General features: G+C 34.8%; 26 protein-coding genes. All 26 read right to left on the bottom strand.

Going from position 1 to position 21,906, the window contains the following annotated elements; genetic code table 11:
- Positions 1-7: 7 nt before the first annotated feature.
- The 26 genes from ACEWK1_RS04130 to ACEWK1_RS04005 all read right to left on the bottom strand — a co-directional run bounded on the left by ACEWK1_RS04130 (position 8) and on the right by ACEWK1_RS04005 (position 21,904).
- Positions 8-310, bottom strand: coding sequence for a hypothetical protein (locus tag ACEWK1_RS04130; protein ID WP_098796319.1), 303 nt, complete (start codon positions 308-310; stop codon positions 8-10).
- Positions 311-410: 100 nt separating this feature from the next.
- Positions 411-1,178, bottom strand: coding sequence for a FliA/WhiG family RNA polymerase sigma factor (locus tag ACEWK1_RS04125; RefSeq protein ID WP_121661428.1), 768 nt, complete (start codon positions 1,176-1,178; stop codon positions 411-413).
- A 103-nt stretch (positions 1,179-1,281) separates the two neighbouring features.
- A complete protein-coding gene (locus ACEWK1_RS04120; protein WP_121661427.1) occupies positions 1,282-1,782 on the bottom strand; it encodes a chemotaxis protein CheD in 501 nt (166 codons plus the stop codon).
- Positions 1,772-2,413: a chemotaxis protein CheC gene (locus ACEWK1_RS04115; RefSeq protein WP_121661426.1), complete on the bottom strand. Its 642-nt coding sequence runs from the start codon at positions 2,411-2,413 to the stop codon at positions 1,772-1,774. Before ACEWK1_RS04115 ends, ACEWK1_RS04120 begins: the two co-directional genes overlap by 11 nt.
- Before the next feature lie 11 nt (positions 2,414-2,424).
- Positions 2,425-2,889, bottom strand: a complete 465-nt coding sequence (locus tag ACEWK1_RS04110) for a chemotaxis protein CheW (RefSeq protein ID WP_251393905.1) — start codon at positions 2,887-2,889, stop codon at positions 2,425-2,427.
- 119 nt (positions 2,890-3,008) lie between these two features.
- Positions 3,009-5,036, bottom strand: a complete 2,028-nt coding sequence (locus ACEWK1_RS04105; RefSeq protein WP_121661424.1) for a chemotaxis protein CheA — start codon at positions 5,034-5,036, stop codon at positions 3,009-3,011.
- An 86-nt stretch (positions 5,037-5,122) separates the two neighbouring features.
- Complete coding sequence (locus ACEWK1_RS04100) at positions 5,123-6,223, bottom strand: protein-glutamate methylesterase/protein-glutamine glutaminase (protein ID WP_121661423.1); 1,101 nt, start codon at positions 6,221-6,223, stop codon at positions 5,123-5,125.
- A gap of 6 nt (positions 6,224-6,229) precedes the next feature.
- Positions 6,230-7,096, bottom strand: coding sequence for a MinD/ParA family protein (locus ACEWK1_RS04095; protein ID WP_121661422.1), 867 nt, complete (start codon positions 7,094-7,096; stop codon positions 6,230-6,232).
- Positions 7,097-7,100: 4 nt separating this feature from the next.
- Positions 7,101-8,261 carry a flagellar biosynthesis protein FlhF gene (flhF, locus tag ACEWK1_RS04090; RefSeq protein ID WP_251401708.1) on the bottom strand — a complete coding sequence of 387 codons (1,161 nt, stop codon included), beginning with the start codon at positions 8,259-8,261 and terminating at the stop codon, positions 7,101-7,103.
- Entirely contained in the window at positions 8,258-10,294 is a 2,037-nt protein-coding gene (gene flhA / locus ACEWK1_RS04085; RefSeq protein WP_416635745.1) for a flagellar biosynthesis protein FlhA, read from the bottom strand. The genes flhF and flhA overlap by 4 nt, the downstream gene beginning before the upstream one ends.
- Positions 10,295-10,426: 132 nt before the next feature.
- Positions 10,427-11,506 carry a flagellar biosynthesis protein FlhB gene (gene flhB / locus ACEWK1_RS04080; protein WP_121661419.1) on the bottom strand — a complete coding sequence of 360 codons (1,080 nt, stop codon included), beginning with the start codon at positions 11,504-11,506 and terminating at the stop codon, positions 10,427-10,429.
- The gene (fliR, locus tag ACEWK1_RS04075) at positions 11,493-12,284 is read right to left on the bottom strand and encodes a flagellar biosynthetic protein FliR (RefSeq protein ID WP_416635744.1); all 792 of its coding nucleotides are present in this window, start codon (positions 12,282-12,284) and stop codon (positions 11,493-11,495) included. Before fliR ends, flhB begins: the two co-directional genes overlap by 14 nt.
- A gap of 1 nt (position 12,285) precedes the next feature.
- Positions 12,286-12,555 carry a flagellar biosynthesis protein FliQ gene (gene fliQ, locus ACEWK1_RS04070; RefSeq protein ID WP_098796307.1) on the bottom strand — a complete coding sequence of 90 codons (270 nt, stop codon included), beginning with the start codon at positions 12,553-12,555 and terminating at the stop codon, positions 12,286-12,288.
- Between the two features lie 15 nt (positions 12,556-12,570).
- Positions 12,571-13,236, bottom strand: a complete 666-nt coding sequence (gene fliP / locus ACEWK1_RS04065; protein ID WP_098796306.1) for a flagellar type III secretion system pore protein FliP — start codon at positions 13,234-13,236, stop codon at positions 12,571-12,573.
- Entirely contained in the window at positions 13,229-13,921 is a 693-nt protein-coding gene (locus ACEWK1_RS04060; protein WP_416635743.1) for a flagellar biosynthetic protein FliO, read from the bottom strand. Before ACEWK1_RS04060 ends, fliP begins: the two co-directional genes overlap by 8 nt.
- A 13-nt stretch (positions 13,922-13,934) precedes the next feature.
- Entirely contained in the window at positions 13,935-14,297 is a 363-nt protein-coding gene (locus ACEWK1_RS04055; RefSeq protein WP_098796304.1) for a response regulator, read from the bottom strand.
- 25 nt (positions 14,298-14,322) lie between these two features.
- Entirely contained in the window at positions 14,323-15,582 is a 1,260-nt protein-coding gene (gene fliY, locus ACEWK1_RS04050; protein WP_416635742.1) for a flagellar motor switch phosphatase FliY, read from the bottom strand.
- Positions 15,572-16,570 (bottom strand): flagellar motor switch protein FliM, encoded by a 999-nt coding sequence (fliM, locus tag ACEWK1_RS04045; protein ID WP_121661415.1) that lies wholly within the window; start codon positions 16,568-16,570, stop codon positions 15,572-15,574. Before fliM ends, fliY begins: the two co-directional genes overlap by 11 nt.
- Before the next feature lie 35 nt (positions 16,571-16,605).
- On the bottom strand, positions 16,606-17,034 hold the full coding sequence (gene fliL, locus ACEWK1_RS04040) for a flagellar basal body-associated protein FliL (protein ID WP_251401692.1): 429 nt from the start codon (positions 17,032-17,034) through the stop codon (positions 16,606-16,608).
- Positions 17,027-17,248 carry a flagellar FlbD family protein gene (locus tag ACEWK1_RS04035; RefSeq protein ID WP_121661413.1) on the bottom strand — a complete coding sequence of 74 codons (222 nt, stop codon included), beginning with the start codon at positions 17,246-17,248 and terminating at the stop codon, positions 17,027-17,029. The genes fliL and ACEWK1_RS04035 overlap by 8 nt, the downstream gene beginning before the upstream one ends.
- Before the next feature lie 50 nt (positions 17,249-17,298).
- Positions 17,299-18,750 carry a flagellar hook-basal body complex protein gene (locus tag ACEWK1_RS04030; protein ID WP_416635753.1) on the bottom strand — a complete coding sequence of 484 codons (1,452 nt, stop codon included), beginning with the start codon at positions 18,748-18,750 and terminating at the stop codon, positions 17,299-17,301.
- Positions 18,751-18,894: 144 nt separating this feature from the next.
- A complete protein-coding gene (locus ACEWK1_RS04025; protein ID WP_416635741.1) occupies positions 18,895-19,269 on the bottom strand; it encodes a TIGR02530 family flagellar biosynthesis protein in 375 nt (124 codons plus the stop codon).
- 12 nt (positions 19,270-19,281) lie between these two features.
- Positions 19,282-19,704, bottom strand: a complete 423-nt coding sequence (flgD, locus tag ACEWK1_RS04020) for a flagellar hook assembly protein FlgD (protein WP_416635740.1) — start codon at positions 19,702-19,704, stop codon at positions 19,282-19,284.
- An 11-nt stretch (positions 19,705-19,715) separates the two neighbouring features.
- Complete coding sequence (locus ACEWK1_RS04015; RefSeq protein WP_251393897.1) at positions 19,716-21,107, bottom strand: flagellar hook-length control protein FliK; 1,392 nt, start codon at positions 21,105-21,107, stop codon at positions 19,716-19,718.
- A gap of 15 nt (positions 21,108-21,122) precedes the next feature.
- Positions 21,123-21,728, bottom strand: coding sequence for a MotE family protein (locus ACEWK1_RS04010; protein WP_121661409.1), 606 nt, complete (start codon positions 21,726-21,728; stop codon positions 21,123-21,125).
- A gap of 11 nt (positions 21,729-21,739) precedes the next feature.
- The gene (locus ACEWK1_RS04005; protein WP_416635752.1) at positions 21,740-21,904 is read right to left on the bottom strand and encodes a flagellar FliJ family protein; all 165 of its coding nucleotides are present in this window, start codon (positions 21,902-21,904) and stop codon (positions 21,740-21,742) included.
- Positions 21,905-21,906: the final 2 nt, after the last annotated feature.

The raw sequence follows: 21,906 nt of genomic DNA, 5'->3' as shown, positions 1-21,906 counted from the left end.
TCCTCTCTTAACCAAAAAAATCAATTGTTTTCCCCTTATAGGGGTGGTCAGGATTCTCCTCTTGTTTTTGTTCTTCTTTTTTCTTTTTCTTCTGATTATGATGTTGCTCTGATTGATCCTTTTTTAATTGTAACTTTTCACTTTCTTGATTTTCCTGAACCTGCGATCTTTTTAAGTCTACTTCCTTTTGTATAGAATGTGCAAGTTGATCATGATTAATTTGATTTCTTTGATTGAGCTGTTCTTGAATCTTCCCAGCATCATGTGTGCGAGGCAGAGCAATTTGCATTTCTATATTTTTTAAGCTCATATCATCCTCACCTTTACGAAGCACAATACTGATGTTTGGTTGTAGAGTCCTGTTGGCTTATCTCAAGTTTGTGCTAATGAAATGATTCATAACAAAAATATTAATGTATTACATTTTCTAATATTTTTCTTAGTTTAAACAACGCTTTAGAATGAATTTGTGAGATTCTTGAAGTCGATAGGTTCATAACTTGACCAATTTCTGTTAAAGTTAATTCTTCTTTGTAAAAGAAGCTTATTACAAGCTGCTCCTTTTCACTTAATTGAGTAATAACCTCAGATAACTGATTGATTAATTCATCATTAATCATCTTTTCTTCCGGTGTTACCTGGTTATCATCTTTCACAGTAAACCCAATACTTTCACCATCATCTTGGTCAAACAATTGATCATCAATAGACAATACATTTGCAAAGAAACCTTCATTCATCACACCAATAACTTCATCTTCTGTTAAGCCTAGTTCATTTGCAATTTCTTTCGCGGAAATATTTCGCAAATGTTTTTGCTCTAATTTATCAATCGCCGCTTCTACACGTTTAGCCTTTTCACGTGAACTCCGTGGTAGCCAGTCTTCTTTTCTTAAGCCATCTATGATTGCTCCTCGTACACGGAAAGAAGCATACGTGTCGAACTTTAAATCACGATTTGGATCAAATTTCTCTAATGCATCATATAACCCAAACAAGCCTAAGCTCATTAAATCATCTTTATTTACATTCTTTGGGAGTCCAATAGAAATTCTTTGAACATGATAAGAAACAAGGGGCATATATTTCTTGATGAGCGCATCACCAGCATGAGTATCTCGTACATCTATCCATTTTTGCCAAATTACTTGTTCATCGGTTAGTGTCATTAGTGTCATTTTTATCCCCCTGATAAAAAAGATATGTTTCATTGAAAAGCAAAGTTTATTTTTTAAAAAAATTTCACACTTAGTAATAAATAACAGGCTAGGTTTTTATAAGTTAAATAATTTTCACACCTTGATTTACCGTTCTAATCATTAATTCACATGTTATCGGATCAAACTCGATTGTTCTTCCACTATTACCACCAACATCTTCTTTTAGTAAAGGTATGTTATATGTTTGAAGTACCTCTTTTACAGCATCTACATTTCTTGGGCCGATTCTCATCATGTCACTCGTTGTTTGAAATTGAAACATTTGAGCACCACCAGCCATTTTAGCTTGCAAAGACCTCATTTTTGCTCCTGCCTCTAATAGTTTGTCGATCAGGAGTGGAACAGCAGTGTCTGCATATTTTGCCTGATTAATAGTAGATTGATTTGCTAATGTTGAATCTGGAAGCATAACATGAGCCAGTCCTGCTATTTGATAGATCCTATCGAATAAAATAAGACCTACACAAGATCCTAATCCTGAGGTGCGAATTCGCTGTGGTGATTTCACTATGTTTAAATCTGCTATTCCAACTTTTACAATTTCAATTGACTCATTCTTCATCATTTACCCCAAGTGCATCAAATAACTTTTTAAAGGAATCAGGATCTGGTAAGAGAAAGAAATGCCCTTTTACTGAATCTTCTTCTAACTGATCCTCTTCCTTAATGGCAGTGTCAATGATAATTGCAAAATCACCGGCATGTGATAACTCAATTAAGCCATGACTCATAACAGCACCAAACATATCAATTGTAAGAGCAGGAACTGAAGGGTAAATTGTTAAATCTGTCAAATCAGATAATGATGATAAATATGATCCTGTTAAAATATTACCGAGCTCTTGAAATGCAGATAATCCCAATTCATTATATGGTGTTTCTTTTAATGTAAATTGATCATCGCCTATAAGCTGTTTGATAAAACGTTCCGCTTGTTCAATGCTCAATACAAAGAATAAGGAGCCTGGGATATCACCTTCAATCCTTAAGAAAACGCTAGCTATGACAACGTCAGGACCGCCTACCCATTCCATTAGATCATTAAAGGAAACAATCTTAACATCTGGAACATTCATATCTATCTTTTTTTCCAGCAACTTCGATAATGAAGTTGCTGAATGGCCAGCACCTATATTCCCTACTTCTTTTAATATATCGATATGTGTTGATGAAATAAAATTAATATAATCCATTTAAATTCCCTCTATACACCGAGAAGAGACCGCTCGTCATTACTTTTCAGGACTTGTTCCAAATCAATCATAACAATTAATCTTTTATCTAATTTGGCTACTCCTTGTATATACTCAACTTCCACAGCCCCAACAACTTCAGGTGCAGGCTCTATAATGTCTTGATGAATATCAATAACATCATTTGCTGCATCTACAATAAACCCAACTTCCATATCTTCTTTGGAAACAATAATCATTCTTGTACTCTCTGTATCATCAAGTACTTTTAATCCAAATCTTTTTCGTAAATCAATAATAGGTGTAACAACTCCACGTAAATTTATTACTCCTTTAATATATGAAGCTGTTCTTGGTACTCTCGTAATATGTTGAACTTTTTCAATAGAACGAACTTGTTGTACAGGAATTCCGTATTCCTCGTCTTGTAATTGAAAAACGATAACTTTTAAGTCACCAGATATATGTTCACTCATCGTTTAATCCCCTTTCAAAAGAAAATATCATCATCTTGGTTTTAATAACAAAAGAATAAAAAGCCAACGTCTACTACCGGAAAAGTCAATTCCATTTTCCACTCTTATAATTAATGGCTCTATTTTATTAAAGAATTACAATCAACGATTAACGCTACTTGACCATCACCTAAAATAGTAGCACCTGAGATGGCAAATACTGAGTTCAAGTAATTTCCAAGGGATTTTAAAACGATTTCCTGCTGACCAATGAAAGAGTCAACGACAAGTGCTGCCATTTTGTCACCTTTACGTACAATAATTAACGAAACAAAATCTTCATTTTCACTTTCTTCTGGTACTTCGAAGATTTCAGATAAAAAGACTAACGGCACAATTTTCCCACGGAAATCAATTACTTTTTGATTATGTGCTTGTAGAATTTCATCCTTTTTAATAACAGCTGTTTCAATGATTGAAGATAGCGGAATTGCATATTTTTCTTTACGTAATTCAACTAACATAACTGAAATAATCGATAATGTAAGAGGAAGCTGGATAGAGAAAAGTGAACCTTTTCCTTCCTGAGCATCTACTGATACTGTTCCACCTAATGATTCAATCGTGCTCTTTACAACATCCAGACCTACTCCACGACCAGAGATATCTGAAATTTGGTCAGCAGTAGAGAATCCAGAGGAGAAAATTAATTCATAAACTTGTTTATCGGTTAGTGTAGAAGCAATTTGCTCTGTTACTACTCCTCTATCTAACGCTTTCTTCAAAACGCGTTCACGATTAATTCCAGCCCCATCATCCTCAATTTCAATGAAAACATGGTTTCCGCTATGATAAGCTCTTAAAACAACATTACCTTCTTCACTTTTACCATTTTTAACACGAACATCTGGCATTTCTACACCGTGGTCAATCGCATTTCGAAGTAAGTGAACTAATGGGTCTCCGATCTCATCAATAACTGTGCGGTCAAGCTCTGTTTCTGCACCGATAATTTCAAGATTTATTTTTTTGTTTAAATCTTTAGCAAGTTGTCTAATCATTCGTGGGAATCGGTTAAACACAGTTTCTACTGGTACCATTCGCATATTTAGGATAATATTCTGTAAATCCCCAGAGATACGAGACATTCTTTCTACAGTTTCATTAAGCTCATTATTATTTAAATCTTTAGAAATTTGCTCTAATCTACCTCGGTCAATAACCAACTCTTCGAAAAGGTTCATTAAAATATCCAAACGCTCAATATTAACACGTATCGTCTTTGTGCTTGTAGCAGCAACCTGCTTTGAAGCTGTTTTAACTTGCTCCTTGGCTTGTACATGTTTTGGTACTTCTTCCTCAGCTACTGTTAATTGTTGTTGAGAAGTTTCTTCATGAGCTTGTTTCATATTTCTTTCAGATACTACGATTGGTTGAACATTTACACTATCAATTTCAGAAACTTTCATTACTTTATTTTGAATATCTTCAGAAGAATCCTTTGTTACAATTGCAACAGTGAATTGATGATCAAATTTTTCTTCCTCTAACTGATCAACTGATGGAACGGACTTAATAACTTCACCAGCCTGCTCTAGAATTTCAAATACCATAAATACTCGAGCAGCTTTTAACAAACAATCTTCTCTTAAAGTAATCGTTAATTCATATGCTGAAAATCCTTGTTCTTTTGATTGCTGAATAACGGCATTTTCATAATCATCATAATCTTGAATTGATTGTGAAAGAGTTACCTCGTTTGAAGGGGATGACTCTTCAGCAACGGCTTCACCATTTTCAATTTTCTTTAACATTTCAACTACTCTTGAAACATCCTTCTTACCATCTCCACCTTCTGCTATAGAGAAAACCATTTCCTCTAGATCATCAACAGAAGCAAAAACAACATCAAGAATCTCAGCAGAAACAGATAGCTTTTCATTTCGAATAGCATCTAAGACATTTTCCATTTGATGTGTTAAACTAGCCAAATCTTCGTAACCCATTGTTGCACTCATTCCTTTGAGTGTATGTGCCGAACGGAAAATATCATTGACAATTGATAGATCAGTTGGGTTTTTCTCTAATTCTAGTAATTTCTCATTACAAGCTTGTAGATGCTCTTTACTTTCTTCAATAAAGACTTCTAGGTATTGATTCATTTCCATACGGTAACACCCCTAAGTATCAAGTTAAGTAATTTATTTATATTTGGAAAAATGATTATGGTACACATCAAAACGAAAAATGTTCTTTAACGCTGATTTGTCAAAAAGTTCATAATAGCCGCTGCTATATTTTCAACATTTTCAACTTTATCTACCAGATTTGTTGCTACTGCTGCTTTAGGCATCCCGTATACAACAGATGTCTGCTCAGATTCGGAAATAGCTTTTACAGCTCCCGTTGACTTTAGCTTCTTCAAACCTTCTGAACCATCCGATCCCATTCCAGTCATGATTACAGCTACTTTGCGGTAATCTTTTAGTTCGCTAATAGATTCAAACATTACATCTACAGAAGGACGATGTCCATTTCTTATGTCAGACTGGTCAATTTTAATAGTAAGTGATGTACCGGTTTTTACTATTTTCAGATGAGATCCACCCGGTGCAATATAAGCTGTACCTTTCTTGACTAATTCACCATTAACTGCTTCCTTCACTTCAATGGAAGAAATCGAGTTCAATCGACTAGCCAGTGAATGCGTGAAACCAGGTGGCATATGCTGAACAATAAAAATTGGAGCATCAATGTTTGCTGGTATTTTTGTTAATACATGTTGCAAAGCCCTAGGTCCTCCAGTTGATGTTCCTATGCAAACAATTGATGACTTAAGATGGTTTTTGTCGAAGGAAGTAGGGCTTTTGTAATCCATTGAGTCTATTTTACTATATTCATTCACTGTAAGTGGAGTCTTTTTTTCCCTAAATCGACTTATTGTTTTATTTCGGTTTGAAGAATGAGCTAAAATTACTTTTTCCTTTAACTCTTCCTTTACTTTGTGAAGATCTAAAGAAATGGCTCCAGAAGGTTTTGTGATGAAATCAAATGCTCCGTATTGCAGAGATAAAATCGTATTTTCAGCACCTTCTTTTGTCGTACTAGAAAGCATAATGACAGGACGAGGATATTTATTCATAATAACTTTTAGAGCTTCAAGTCCATTCAAAACAGGCATCTCAACATCAAGGGTTATAACATCAGGATTTTTCTCTTCAATTTTTGCTAGCGCATCTTCACCATTTCTAGCCGTTCCTACGACTTCAATGCTCTCATGTTCAACTAGAAAATCTGTAATTAGCTTTCTCATAAAAGCTGAATCATCCACTACCAGCACTCGAATTTTCCCCATTATTGTTTACCTACCCTTCATGAAGAAATTTTTTAATTTCGATATAAAAGGTGTTGAATCAACTACTTCTACATCATTTGACTTTATTTGTATAAAGTCCTTTGAAATTGTCATTAAAGCCTTACTAGCTTGACAATTAGGTTGATATAACAATACTGGTTTTTGATCAATAACAGCTTTCATGATCGTTGAATCGTCGGGTATGATACCTAATAATGAAACCTGACGCCCCAAAAATTGTGTAATCGTTTGTGCGAATCTCCTATAAGTAGAGTCACCAACCTTTTTGTTGAAGGCCCTATTTACCACAATTGAAAAAGGTATTGTTGGGTGGTTCAGACACACATGTTTAATAGCTGAATAAGCATCTGTCATTGATGTTGGCTCTGGGGTTGTAATAACAATAATTTCATCAACAGAAAGTAAAAAGCGCAAACTATCTTCTGAAATTCCGGCCCCCATATCAAAGATAATATAATCGTATACTTTAAATAAAAGATCTAACTGCTGTAGAAATCGTTGGAATTTTGTCTCATCAAGTTTGAAAATAGTTCCTAGCCCACTACCACCAGAAATATACTCCAATCCATCTGGTCCAGTTGAAATAATATCAGTAAGTGATAAATCTTTTTGGAAAAAGTCAACAATTGAATATTTAGAACTTTCTCCAATTAAGATATCAATGTTACCCATACCTATATCTAAATCAAATAATAAAACTCGTTTATTTTCTTTTTGTAAAGCTAGTGAAAAATTAAGGGAAAAATTTGACTTACCAACCCCGCCTTTTCCACTCATTACCGCAATTGACTTGGCTTGAGATTTTAGGCTATTTAGTCTTTGTCTTAAACGTTCTGCTTGATCATTTACCATTTGATTACCTCAACATTTGTTCGACTATACGTTCTCGTGTAGCTGCTTCAATATCATCTGGGACATCTTGACCATGGGTCGTATAGGCAATACCTTTTTTTGTCTTTATCATGACATCAAACAATGTTCCTCTTGTTGCTGTTTCGTCTAACTTTGTAAAGATAAGTTTACTTATTGGAATGACAGAAAATTGTTCATATACAGCTAACATATCAGAAGATTTTGCTGTAGCAGCAAGAACAAGATACGTTTCCATTTCCTCATTAAAATCAATAATCTTTTCTAAATCAGAAACATACTTTTCTTCTAAAAAATTTCGTCCTGCAGTATCGATAAATACATAATCATACATAGAAAGTTTCTTTTTAGCTTCTTTAAAATCTTCAATTGTATAACAAACTTCCATTGGAACGTCTAAAATTTTCGCATATGTTTTTAACTGTTCAATTGCTGCAATTCTATAGGTGTCAGTTGTGATAAAGGCAACTTTTTTCTTCTTTTGTAACACACATTCAGCAGCTAATTTCGCTAATGTAGTTGTTTTACCTACTCCTGTTGGGCCAATAACATTAATGTATTTCTTTTTATAAGAAATTCCACCAAATTCAAGATTGGAAATACGGCTAGCAAAGAGTTCCTGTTGTTTCTTAATTAGCTGTTCAACTGTAACGTTACCCTTTTCGTTATACCAATATTCCAAAAGTTCACCCATAATTTGAGTTCTTAAAGATGAACTAATGTCTTGTTTGATCATCTTTTGTAAAAGCAGTTGAAGCGGTTCAGGATATAGTTCCATTTTTTCATCGCTGGAAATGGTTTGAACAAGACGCTTCAACTCATTTATTTCGTCTAAAAGGGGCTTGTGATCAGCTACTTTTTCAACTGGTTTTGGTGTATTTTGATTTGCTAGCTCGGAATTGAACTTCGTTTGTGATACCGTGTTTTCTTGAACAAATGCTTTTGTTTCTTTCTTTGGTTGCTGATCTACTTGTGTATCCGGGTCCATAGCAGCAATCACTTCGATCTTTTTTTTAGTAAAAAGACCTAAAAACCCACCTGTTTGAATACTTTTGGAATTCAAAATAACTGCATCATTACCCATTTCAGCACGGATTTTTTTCATTGCTTCTTGCATAGATGGTGCAACATATTTTTTTACCTTCATTCGACGTTTACCACCCCGATACTCTGTACTTCGACATTTGCTTCTAATTCATTATATGACAATATAGGTACCTGAGGGAAATAACGATCTGTTAGCTGTCTAACATACATTCTCACTGCAGGTGAACATAATACAATTGGTGTTTGTTGTTGAAGTGATAGCATTTCAATTTCTTTTGCAATGGCTTCAATTAGTTGTTGTGAAACATCCGGGCTTAATGATAAGTAATTTCCATGCTCAGTTTGTTGGACACCTTCTGCTATAAGCTTTTCTACCCTACCTGATAAGGTGACAACCTTCATCATTTGTTCCTGATCAGCATATTGAGAGGTAATTTGTTTAGCCAACGCTTGTCTAACATATTCTCCTAATAGTTCAGTATCTGAAGTCATTTTTCCAAAATCCGCTAATGTTTCAAAGATAATAGGTAGGTTTCGAATAGATACCTTTTCTCTTAAAAGCTTTGCAAGAACTTTTTGAATATCCCCAATACCAAGTGGTGATGGTGTTACTTCTTCCACTAAAATTGGGTAAGATTCTTTTAAGTGATCTATTAATTGTTTAGTTTCTTGTCGACCTAATAGCTCATGTGCGTGTTGTTTGATAATCTCTGTAATGTGTGTAGAAACAACAGATGGTGGATCTACAACCGTATATCCATACATTTCTGCCGTGTCCTTCATTTCTTCTGTAATCCATTTTGCAGGCAAACCAAACGATGGCTCAATGGTATCAATTCCTTCAATTGAATCATCTTCAATTCCAGGTGCCATCGCTAAATAATGATCAAGAAGAATCTCGCCTTTGGCTAATTCATTTCCTTTTATCTTTAATCGGTACTCATTAGGTTGCAACTGAATGTTATCCCGTATACGTACAACAGGAATAACGATACCTAATTCAATTGCTAATTGTCTACGAATCATAACTACACGGTCTAAAAGATCCCCACCTTGATTTGTATCAGCAAGAGGAATTAATCCATATCCGAATTCAAATTCAATTGGATCAATATTCAATAGATTTACCACACTCTCAGGGCTTTTCATTTCATCCATTTCTATTTCCTGTTCCAACTCTTCTTCATCCGGAATGTCTTGAGCTTTTGATCTTGTAATCATATAGCCACCAAAAGCTAACAAACCAGCAATCGGTAATGTTAGTAAAATACCAATTGGAGTAAAGATTCCTAATAAAAAGATCGTCCCTGCCGCTACGTAAAGCATTTTCGGATAAGCAAAAAGCTGTGAAGTAATGTCAGTACCTAGATTACCTTCCGAAGCTGCTCGTGTAACAACAATACCTGTTGCAGTTGAGATTAGTAGTGCAGGTATTTGACTCACTATTCCATCTCCAACTGTTAACATTGTAAAATGAGAAGCCGCTTCACCAATCGGCATTCCTAATTGCATCATACCGATTATGATTCCAAATAACATATTTATAAGAACCATGATAATACCAGCAATCGCATCACCTTTAACGAATTTACTAGCACCATCCATTGCCCCGTAAAAATCTGCTTCATTAGCAATTTTATCTCGTCGCTCACGTGCCTGTTGTTCAGAGATCATTCCTGCATTTAAATCAGCGTCAATACTCATTTGTTTACCTGGCATTGCATCGAGTGTAAAACGAGCAGCAACCTCTGATACACGTTCAGATCCCTTTGTAATGACAACAAATTGGATAACAATTAAGATCGTAAAAACAACAAAACCTACAAGAACATTCCCACCAGTTACAAAGGTACCAAATGTTTCAACAACCTTACCTGCATCTCCTTCGGCAAGAATGGCTCTTGTTGTTGAAACATTTAACCCTAAACGGAAAAGTGTTAAAAGTAGTATTAAAGATGGAAAAATTGAAAACTGTAAAGGCTCGTTCATATTCATTGACGTAAGAATGACCAATAATGCAAGAGAAATATTAATAATAATTAAAAAGCTCAATAACCAGCCCGGGAACGGAATGATCAGCATTGCTACTATTAAGATAACACTAAGTAATACAGATAAATCTTTTCCGGACATGTTGTTTATCTCTCCTTAAAACCCATTCTATCTATCTTTAGCTGTGTTAACACACCTTCTAAGATTTCTACTCCAAGCATTCTACATTAAGTTTCTAGATAGCCTTTTATATCAGAAACGATCAATTTATGACTAAATTGACTTAGCTTGATAAACATAAGCAATAATTTCTGCAACCGCCTGGAAAAACTCATCAGGGATTGCTTGTCCAATATCAACTTGGGCATATAAGGCCCTTGCCAATGGTCGATTTTCCACCATGACAACATCATTTGCTTTTGCAATTTCTTTTATTTTCTGTGCAACAAGATCCACGCCCATTGCTACAACAAAGGGGGCATCCATTTTTGTTTCATCATATTTTAAAGCAATCGCATAGTGAGTGGGATTCGTAATGACTACATCGGCATTTGGAACATCCTGCATCATACGTCTCATTGCCATCTCACGTTGTCTTTGCTTAATTTTCGATTTAATAAGAGGGTCACCTTCAGATTTTTTATATTCATCCTTGATGTCTTGCTTCGACATTTTTAGGTTTTTTTCATAATCATAACGCTGATAAAGATAGTCTAATAGTGACAATAGCAATAAAGCTGCTGAGGCAAACAACCCCATTTTTACTGTTAAAGTAGCAATATATACTAAAGATTGTTCAACTGTCATTTGCGACAATCGTAAAACATTCTCAATATCTAACCAAAGAACAGAAAAAGTAACAAATCCCACAAATGAAATCTTCAATAATGATTTTAATAATTCAACAATGGCACGCATTGAATAAATACGCTTAAAGCCTTGAATTGGATCTAATTTATTTAACTTCATTTGTATAGCTTCAGTTGAAAATAAAAACCCTACTTGTAAATAATTAGCCAAAACACCAGCAACTAAAGCAACCCCCATTACAGGTGCCAGAATAATAGCAGACTGATAAGATAATGTAATAAATAAGTCATGAACATTTTGATCTGATAATTCAATAAGCAAATAATCTTGAAAAGTTCCTCTCATCATAAGCAAGATACGATCTCTCATAAATGCGCCAATGAATAAAAACGATAAAAATATGGCTAAAAGTGATATTGCTGTATTAACATCTGCACTTTTCGCTACTTGCCCTTTTTTCCTTGCATCTTGCTTTTTTCGTGGTGTGGCTTTTTCCGTTTTCTCTCCTGCAAAAAACTGTAGATCTAATCTAAGAAGATTCATTGCCTCCACCTCCGAACAACTCCATAAGTCCTCTCATTGTATAAGTCATTGTTTCAAATAACTGCTGCATCAGCATAAATAAAGCTCCCATAACTAAAATTAACATGATAAAACTTACACCAATTTTCAATGGCAAGCCAACAACGAAAATGTTTAACTGAGGCACCGTTCTAGCTACTATCCCTAAAGCAATGTCAACTAAAAATAGTGAGCCTACCACCGGGATAGACATTTGAAACGCAATGATAAACATTGAATTAAATGACTCAACAATAAATTCAATAACACTTTCTTCACCCATTGGAAGAAAAGGTTGATCAATAGGAACAAATTGGTAGCTATAAAAAACTCCGTCAAGCAATAAATGATGAGCATTTGTCGTAATCATAAATAAGAGGACAAATGTGTATAAAAATTGACCAACAAGAGGACTTTGTGCACCTGTTTGCGGATCAATAACATTCGCTATCGCAAAACCCATCTGGAAATCAATAAAACTTCCGGCAATTTGTATTGCAGCAAGGATAAAATACGCTGAAAATCCAATTGTTAATCCCAAAAGCACTTCTTTTACTATCAGCATAATAAATTGCCCATCTACTTCAATAGCAGGAGGATCTAATGAGAAAAACATAATCCACGCTAAAAAGAAGGAAAAACCAATTTTATGAGTATTAGGAATATTACGGTATGAGAAGAAAGGCATTGTAACGAAAAATGCTGTTATCCTCATAAAAATTAAAAGAAAAGCCGGATAATTCTCTAGTATTGTGATCATTCTAGCCCACAAACCTATTTAAGTTTCCGAATATATCTTGTGCATAGGATACTAGAGTAGAAAGCATCCAAGGCCCAAAAAAGATAAGCCCCACCAAAACGGCCACGATTTTCGGGATAAACGCAAGAGTTTGCTCTTGAATTTGAGTTGTAGCCTGAAAAATACTAACAACAAGACCGATAACCAAGGCTAATAGTAATAATGGTCCACAAATAATTAACGTTGTGTATACGGCTTTTTCTGCTAAGGAAATAACAAATTCTGAACTCATTCGTTCACACCCATTCTAAAAACTTTGTAACAATGATTTAATAATCAAATACCAACCATCAACTAAAACAAATAATAATATTTTAAAAGGTAATGAAATCATTACTGGAGGAAGCATCATCATCCCCATTGACATAAGAATACTTGCGACAACCATATCAATAACTAAGAAAGGAATAAATATCATAAATCCAATTTGAAATGCTGTCTTAATCTCACTAATAGCAAATGCAGGCACAAGTGCTGTTAAAGGAATATCCTCTACTGATTCCGGTTGTTCAATTCCAGCATAGTTTAAAAATAACGCCAAATCTTTCTGCCTTGTATGTTTACTCATAAACTCTTTAAATGGAATTGCAGCTCGATCATAAGCTTCTTCTAACGTAATTTCCTCATTAAAAAGAGGCGTTAACGCCTGTTCGTTTACCTGTGAAAAGGTTGGTGCCATTATAAAAAATGTTAGAAATAGCGCGATTCCGATCAAAATTTGATTTGGTGGCATAGATTGTGTTGCAAGTGACGTTCGAACAAAGGATAAAACTATTATTATTCTAGTAAAACAAGTCATTAAGATTAAAATACTAGGTGCTATCGATAAAACTGTTAATAATAAAAGGAGCTTTACAGAGGTGCTGACATCTTCAGGGTTGCTATTGTTAAAAAACTCCATAAACTCATTCATGCTTGTCTAAACCCTTTCTTTCAATATCCTCAATCTGTTTTGTCCGCTCTTTTTTCATTTTTTCCAATTGCTCACTTAACTTTGTTGAAAATGTCATTGGTGACTCATTATGTTTCTGTCCTTTTGCACCTTGCTGAATAAATGAGAACACTTTTTGTATGAAGTCTTTTGATTCAACAACTCGTTCATGCTTTTGCTCAAACTCCTGAATAATCTTCTTACTTTCTTCTTCATCATTAATTTCCGTTAACAAAGAAATAGACTCACCTACACCAACTACTAAAACTCTGTCACCTATTTTCACCATTTGTACTGATTTGTTTTGTCCTACATTTGTACCGCCAAGATTAATAATTGCTTGTCCTTGCTGAAATACTCTGTTTCGTTTTGTTACAAACTTTAATAAAAAATAGATAAGAAAAAGGACTATACCAAGTGCAAAGAACATTTTAATAAAATCAAATGCAGTGACAGATAAAGCATCACCTTGGACATTTGCATCCGGACTTACTTGATCGTCTTCAACAATGTTTGTCTCGTCAGGATTCTGAGTTTGTTCTTCATCATTGATATTTTCATATACGCTTTTGTTTGAAGAATCCTCCGCAAGCACATGAAACGCAGCTTGCGGAGAGAATAAAATAAGAGCTAATAAAATCAAGATGACGTAGTTTCTACGAAGCAATGTCACTCCACCTTTAGCTTAAAGTTTTTCCAATCGCCTCTAATACACGGTCTGCTTGGAATGGCTTAACAATAAAATCCTTTGCTCCAGCTTGGATTGCATCAATAACCATTGCTTGCTGCCCCATCGCTGAGCACATAATAACTTTTGCATTGCTGTTTAATTTCTTTATTTCTTTTAACGCTGCGATTCCATCCATTTCAGGCATTGTAATATCCATTGTTACCAAGTCTGGTTGAAGTTCTTTGTATTTTTCAACAGCTTGAGCTCCATCTGCTGCTTCAGCAACTACTTCATATCCATTTTTAGTTAATATATCTTTAATCATCATTCTCATAAAAGCTGCATCGTCTACAATCATAATCTTGTGTGCCATAGTTTCCCCACTCCTACTATATTAATTATTTAAGTTTGTTTAAACGTTCAGATTGACTAATAATATCTGTAACACGGACTCCAAAATTCTCATCAATGACAACTACTTCACCTTTAGCCACAATTTTATTATTCACTAAAATATCAACATGCTCTCCAGCTAACTTGTCCAATTCAATAATAGAACCAGATGATAATTCAAGAATTTCTTTTACAGAACGTTTTGTTCTACCAAGTTCAACTGTTACTTTTAGAGGGATGTCTAAAAGCATATCAAGATTTTGTATGTCTTGTTGCTGATATTGCACAGGCTCAAAACTCGCAAATTCAGCTGGCTTCACATTAACTGTCGGCTGAGGTCTCTGTGGTTGAGCATATTGTGGTGGTGGAGCATGCATCTGATGATTAGGTTGCCCCATATATGGTTGTTGCTGTTGTTGATACATTGGTTGTTCATATTGTTGTTGCTGCTGTTGATACATTGGTTGTTGAGGAACAGGTTCTTCGTATTGTTGGTGCTGAACTGTTGGCTGAGGAATAGTCTCTTCCTCTTTCACTGCTTCAGCTGTAACAGCAACCTCTTGTGATGGGTTAATTAATTGATCAATTAAATCTTTAGCAAAATATAAAGGTAATAATTGCATGATATTCGAATCAATTAATGTACCGATTTTTAGTCTAAACGATACCTGAACTAACAAGTCTTCATTAGGTATAGTATTAGCATCCTCAGTCTCATTTACATCTAGGAGCTCAACTGTTGGTGGTGAAATATCTACTTTTTTATTGAAGATAGTAGACATTGATGTAGCCGCTGAACCCATCATTTGGTTCATTGCTTCCTGAACAGCACTTACTTGAATGTCTCCAAGCATATCATCAGGATTTGTTCCATCTCCACCCATCATTAAATCAGCAATAATGGCTGCATCACTTTGTTTAATGACTAAAATGTTACTTCCAGAAAAGCCCTCTGTATAATTCACTTCAATTGCCACATAAGGATGTTGGAACTGATCTCCAAGTTTATTTTTATGAACAATTGAAACACTCGGTGTTGTAATTTCAACCTTTTGTTGAAGTAGTGTCGATAAAGCTGTTGCAGAACTACCGAACGAAATATTACCAATTTCCCCAATCGCATCTTCTTCCATTTCACTGAAGTAATCCTCGTTCTTTAATTGCTCTTCTTCATTTGTATCTGCAGGAGTTTCTTCTTCATCAACGCTTGATCCTTTTAACAAAGCATCAATTTCATCCTGAGATAACATATCATTACTCACCATCTTCGTCACCTCTCGATAAGTGGTCAATAATTTGAACCGCTAATTTTTTGTTTAATTTCCCTGGTTGTCCAGTAAACTTTGGCTTGTCACCTATTTTAACCACCAATGGTTGATCGATCGTACGATCTAATGGAATGACATCTCCAGGTTGTAATTGAAGAAAATCCTGAATAGATAATTCAGATGACCCCAATTCTGCAGACACTGTAAGATCAGCAAGATTAATTTGCTTTTTCAAGGCATCAATCTCGTTTTGCTTAGGCTCTTTACGATCAGATTGCATCCAATAATGTACAGAAAGCTTTGGGATGATTGGCTCCAAAACAACATGTGGGATACACAAATTTATCATCCCGCTCGTTTCTCCCACTTGGATATTCAATGATATAACAACAACTGTTTCATTCGGAGAAACCATCTGTAAAAACTGAGGGTTCACTTCAAAATCTGCCATTACAGGATCAATTTCAACTAAAGAATCCCAAGCTTCTTGGTAGTTTTCTAATGATTTTTCAAAAATATTTGAAATAATTTTCGTTTCAATTTCTGTTAAATTTTCAATTTTGTTAACACTTGCACCAATACCACCCATAATTCGATCCATCATAGCGTATGCTATATTAGGATTAACTTCCATTAACACTCTACCTTCCAAAGGGTGTACTTCAAATATATTTAATACGGTCATCTTTGGAATAGATCGAATAAATTCTTCGTATGGTAATTGGTCAACAGAACCAACAGTTATTTGTATATATGTTCTTAATTGAGCTGAAAAGTGTGTTGTTAATAGTCTCGCAAAGTTATCGTGAATTCTGGTCAAACTTCGAATTTGATCTTTTGAGAATCGCAAAGCACGTTTAAAATCATAAACCTTTACTTTTTTATTGGATTCTTCTTTCTTTAATTCATCTGCATCCATTTCACCTGTTGAAATGGCAGATAGCAAGGCATCAATTTCACTTTGTGATAAAATATCACCTGCCAAAGTTTTCACCTCCCATTAAAATTTGTCAGTATTTTCTATTGAAGGATATAGGAAGTGGTATAAACCTTATTGACCTTGCCTTCTTGCATCAACTCGTTTACTTTCACTGTAATTGTTTCTTTTAGTTTATTCATACCTTCAGCACCATCAAGCTGATCCGCGTTCATATTAGCCAATTCGGAAATGATTATATCGCGAACCTGAAACTCACGTTGTGTTAATTCCTCTTTGGCCTTTTTTGAGTCTGTTTCAATTTTAAATGATAGTCGTACTATATTACCACTGGATAAATTTGTGGTTATTTCCGGTATGTCTACAGATGCCTCGACCACCTCTTTAATTGGAGGTGCTTTATGCTCATCTTCATCTCCAAGAAATTTTGTAACAACAACTAAGGCTGTAACCCCAATCAATGTTATAGAACTTATAATGACAAGCATTATCGTTAAAAGCTTCTTATTCATCTCCCAAGACCTCCGAGTCTTTTCTCAGCGACAATACATTTATATTTCTATAGAAGGAAGAGATCTTTGATCGAACCTCTTGTTCATTCTCCTTCACAACATATTTGTGACCATTTGTTAGAGTAATTGTTGTGTCAGGAAATGATTCAATTACCTCAATATATAATGCATTCAAGGTAAATGATTTACCATTCAACCTAGTAACTTGAATCATATTTACAGGAGCTGAGTAGCCGAGCTATATATCAGCCCCTTCCCCCCTTATTAACGTTTTAGGTTCACTAGTTCTTGTAGTATTTCGTCTGAAGTTGTAATTATTTTTGTATTTGATTGGAATCCACGTTGAGCTACAATCATTTCAGTAAATTCTTCTGATAAGTCAACATTTGACATTTCAAGTGCGCCGGCAACAATAGAAGCAACTCCATCAGTACCCGGTGCGAAAAGCTCGTCTAATTGAATTCCATTAGCATTTTTGTCAACAGAGCCTGAGTTGGAAGATTCTCTGAATAAGTTTCCACCAGCTTTTTCAAGACCACCTGCGTTAGCAAAGTTTGCTAAACGAATTTGACCAGCTACATTTAATTGACCACTGCTGTTAACGAATGAAACTGTTCCGTCTGGGCCGATTGAGAAGCTTTGAGCGTCAAGTGGGATTTGAATAAGACCCGCTTCTCCACTTAGGGCGTCTGACCATTTCGGAGTAGTAAGGTTTTCAGCTGAGTTTTCAAATGTAACGACTGATTGTGCAACTTGATCCAAGTCAACCTTTGAATTTGTGATTTTGTCTAACAAAGCCTTAATCTTACTGATGTCATCAGTAATAGAATCTGCTGTCGGGTTATTTTGTGGATATTCGGCTGTAGGTAGTACAGCAACATTTGAACTTACTGGTGTAATAATATCTGAAACGGGAGCTTTACCGTTATAAGTAGTGATTTTATCATTTAAAACCTTTACAGCTCCTGTAGAAGCATCATTAAATTGTTTTGCTGCGTTATCGTAACCCACTCCATTATAGCCACCATTTACATCACCTGTTACATATTCCTTAAAGTCTTTAAGAGCATTGTCTGCTGCTGTTTTAGCAGATGTAATTTTAGTATTGTTCCCTGTAGCTATGGCATCTTCGTATTCATTATAAGCAGTTAAAAGAGTGTTAGACTTATTTTCAAGTACTTTCACTGCATCAAGTACTTTTTTATAAGAATCTTCAAAAGTATTAATAGCAGTTAAAGCTTCATTTGCTTTTGTAATAGCCGCATCAGTTGGAAGAGTTTTTTCCCCAGTTTCACCAACTAAGAACAACCCATCAGAAGTTACTAAATATCCTCTATCATCCATATAAAAGTTCCCGGCTCTTGTGTAACTAAGGTTCATTGCACGGTCAATTGCACCTGTAATCACGTTGTTCCCCATCTGGTTTCCACGGTCAACTCCAACACGGGCTAGATCTGAAATAGTTGCAACTGGAAAGAACCCATCACCTGATAATGCCAAATCAAGTGTTCTAGCTGTTGTTTGTGTCGCACCTGTTGTATGAATTACGTCTATAGATGAAGTCTGTGTACCTAAACCAACTTGCTGTGCGTTTGTTCCACCACGGGCACCGTTTGCTGCACCTGCACCTGAGATCTGCTGACTGATTAAATCTTTAAATGTTGTACGTGATTTTTTATAACCATACGTATTAACGTTTGCGATGTTATTTCCGATAACATCTAGCTTCATTTGAAAGTTTTTCATACCACTGATACCTGAGTACATTGAACGTAACATTTACTTTTCTCTCCCTCATTTTTTGGATTTCGTTGTTTCAGTCGATCCACAACATAAGCTTCCTCTAGCAGGGCCAGCTTTTTAATCCATAATAATTGTTCCATTTATATTGGTGAAAATTTGAGATTTCGCTTCTTCAATATTCATTGCCGTAACAACTGTTTTGTTCTTTGCACTAACGATAAGAGCAGCATCCTGCAAGATAACGAGTGAATCCGTCACACCTTTATAGCTTGCCTCCTGCACTTTTTCTTCGATCAAATTCCAATCATTGTCAGAGATATGTATATCTCTTTGCTGAATTCTTTCTTGTGCATGTTTACTAATCTTTAAAGTTGGGTTTTGCAACTCACTCAGAACTTCTTTAAATAAAGTTTGAGATTTTAAAACATTAGTTCTGGATTTCATTGCATCTAATGTTTGTGAAGTAACAGGTTTAATAGGTAACGTCATCATCAACACACCCCCTTACTCAGGCTGGCTGATTTTTGTTACTAAATCACTCGTAATTTCTTTCCCATTATCAAGTTCAAGAATTATGCTATTGTTTTTTTGTTTGATTGCTTTTACAACTCCAGTTTGTTCAGCACCTGAATCTGACCATTCAATAGATTTACCAATCATCTCTGAATATTTTAAAATAGAATCGGTTGTTTTTTGTGTATCTAAAAACTTTTGCATTAAGGAATTCATATTGGTAATCTGTTCAAGTGATGAAAAGTTAGCCATCTGTGAAATAAATTCTTTATCTTCCATCGGATTTAATGGATCTTGGTTTTGAAGTTGTGTCATAAGTATTTTTAAAAATTCATCTTTTCCAAGATTGGATCCAGAATTACGAGTTTTTGTATTGTTCGACAATAATAAGCTCGGATCTATAGATACAGACATAAGCAGCCCCCTTAAATTGAAATGTTTAATGCATCATTTAGTGAATCTTTAAAGTTCACATTATTTTGTTCTTCTTGATCGGAATTTGCATTTTGATTGTTTTGTTCTTTTCCTTGTTTAGGGTCTTTATTTTCTCTTAGGAATTTAGAGGAATCATCAGTAAAAACTTCAAATCTCTCAAACTCTATATTTACATTTGGTAATGCCTGCCTTAGCTGAGATCCACTATGTTCTAACAATTCTTTTGCTGATTGTGTGGCAGCAATGATTTTCGCAACCATTTCACCATTCTGCTGTTGAACAATTCTAATTGTAATGGACCCAAGATGCTCTGGAGTCAAATTTATAACCAAACGGCTTGTACCATTGTTAAATTGAGAGAGTCTACTATTTTTCAGCAACTCGATCATTTTATTTGTGAATTCTTCTTTAGTCGAAGTTAATATATTTGTATTTTTATTTTCAGCAACGGTCATAAACTGATCTTTTTGTACGAATTTGTCTAATTGAATTGTAAAGGTTTCTTCTGGAACAGAAACTGAATTTAATGAAAGACCTGAGTTATGTTGACTAGCAACTAACTCTTTATTAAATGAATTATTTTGATCCGTATTTTCTGCTGAATCGACTACAGTCATTAGCTTTGTCAGTAGTTCTTTAACTTTAGATAAATCATCTGATGTGAGTATCTGTTTTAAGTGATCAGCTACATCAGAATCAGCTAATAGAGAGTCTTTAAGCAAATTTTTGGAATAATTTGCCTCGGAAGGGTTTTCCATTAAGCTTAGGAGTTTACTATAATAGCGTAAATCATCTAAAACTTGTTCACTTGCTTTGCTAATAATCATTTGACCTTCCAATAAAGCTTTATCTTCCTTACTCATATTTTCTAGTGCAAAAAACAAATTATCGACGTTAAGGTCATCCGCTGGAGAAAAGCTTGGGAACTCACTTTCTAATAGTGCATGTAGCTTTTCCATTATATTAGACATGTCAACGGAACCGTCCGTTTTAGCGATATCTTCTATTCTAATAGCCAAGGCTAAGATACTAATCCCAAAAGGAAGTTTATCTGTTGAGTTTAGTAAGTCTTCTAATGATGTAAACTGATTTAACAGCTCATTCATACTTGTTTGTATACTTGAAAGATCTTCTTCAGATAGATCTTTAATGGTTGTGTCTTCACCTAGCTGATTCCCTAGAATTTCTTTTATCTCATTCTTAACTTCTGTTAATAACTCCTTTTGTTGTACATCTTGTTTAGGGGTTACAGCAGTGGGCTGTTCATGTCGAGATTGTTGTTGTACAGAACCTATAAAATCTTTAAAGCTACTTCCAGTACTGCTCTGATTCGTCTTTTTTTGTGAAAAGCTTTGAACATCAAACAAATTTGCAATTTTCACTTTTCCACCTCCCTTCTACTCTTCGTTAGAAGACAATAACCCGGTATATTTCACTGCATCTTCAACGGTCATTTTTGCTAATATATCAGCAACTTGCTTATCATCTAATGAAGTAAGAATTAACAAAGCATCTTCTTGAGATAAATTTGGAATAATCTCCGCTGCTTTCTTACTGCTCATATTGTCGTATAAGCTAGAAATATCCTTTTTTTGATTGTTTGTTTCTGCTTCTGTATTTTTAATTTCTTCAAGTTGTTTTTCCAATGAGCTTATTTCTTGTGTGAGGGTTTGAACTTCTTTTTCTTTATTCGTTAAATCCTTTTCAAGAGCGGTAATCATCACTGATTGTTCCTCAACCGTTTCTTCAAGCTTCTTTATTTCCTTTTTCTGAGCTTCTTCTTTCATAACTTGAGAAGTAGCGGGTGTTTCTTCTTCTTCTTTGAATAATTTTTCAACGACAGGTATTTCCTTTAATGTTGATTTGGCTTTTCCTAGTACATCAAAGCCTGCTACGGATAAAATAACACCGACTAACGTTAAAGTGAAAATCATCGGAATAAATATAACAAAGAAAAACCATTGAAATTTACCGAATTCTTGTTTTTCAGTTTCAGTTTCCACTTTGGCTTCACCTAACTTCCACGATACATATAAGATTGGATAGAAAGATCATCCATTTGCTTGTTTTCAGAATGTTTTGTTGCCAAAATATACTGTTCCAGCTGTTTTTCTTTCAGCTTTTCGTATTTTTTCACTTCAATATTTTTCTGCATAAGCTTTATCTGTTTTTCATTCATTC

It is taken from the genome of Metabacillus sp. YM-086 (assembly GCF_048059995.1).
Classification (GTDB): domain Bacteria; phylum Bacillota; class Bacilli; order Bacillales; family Bacillaceae; genus Metabacillus; species Metabacillus litoralis_B.
This window is presented reverse-complemented; position numbering and strand designations above follow the sequence as displayed.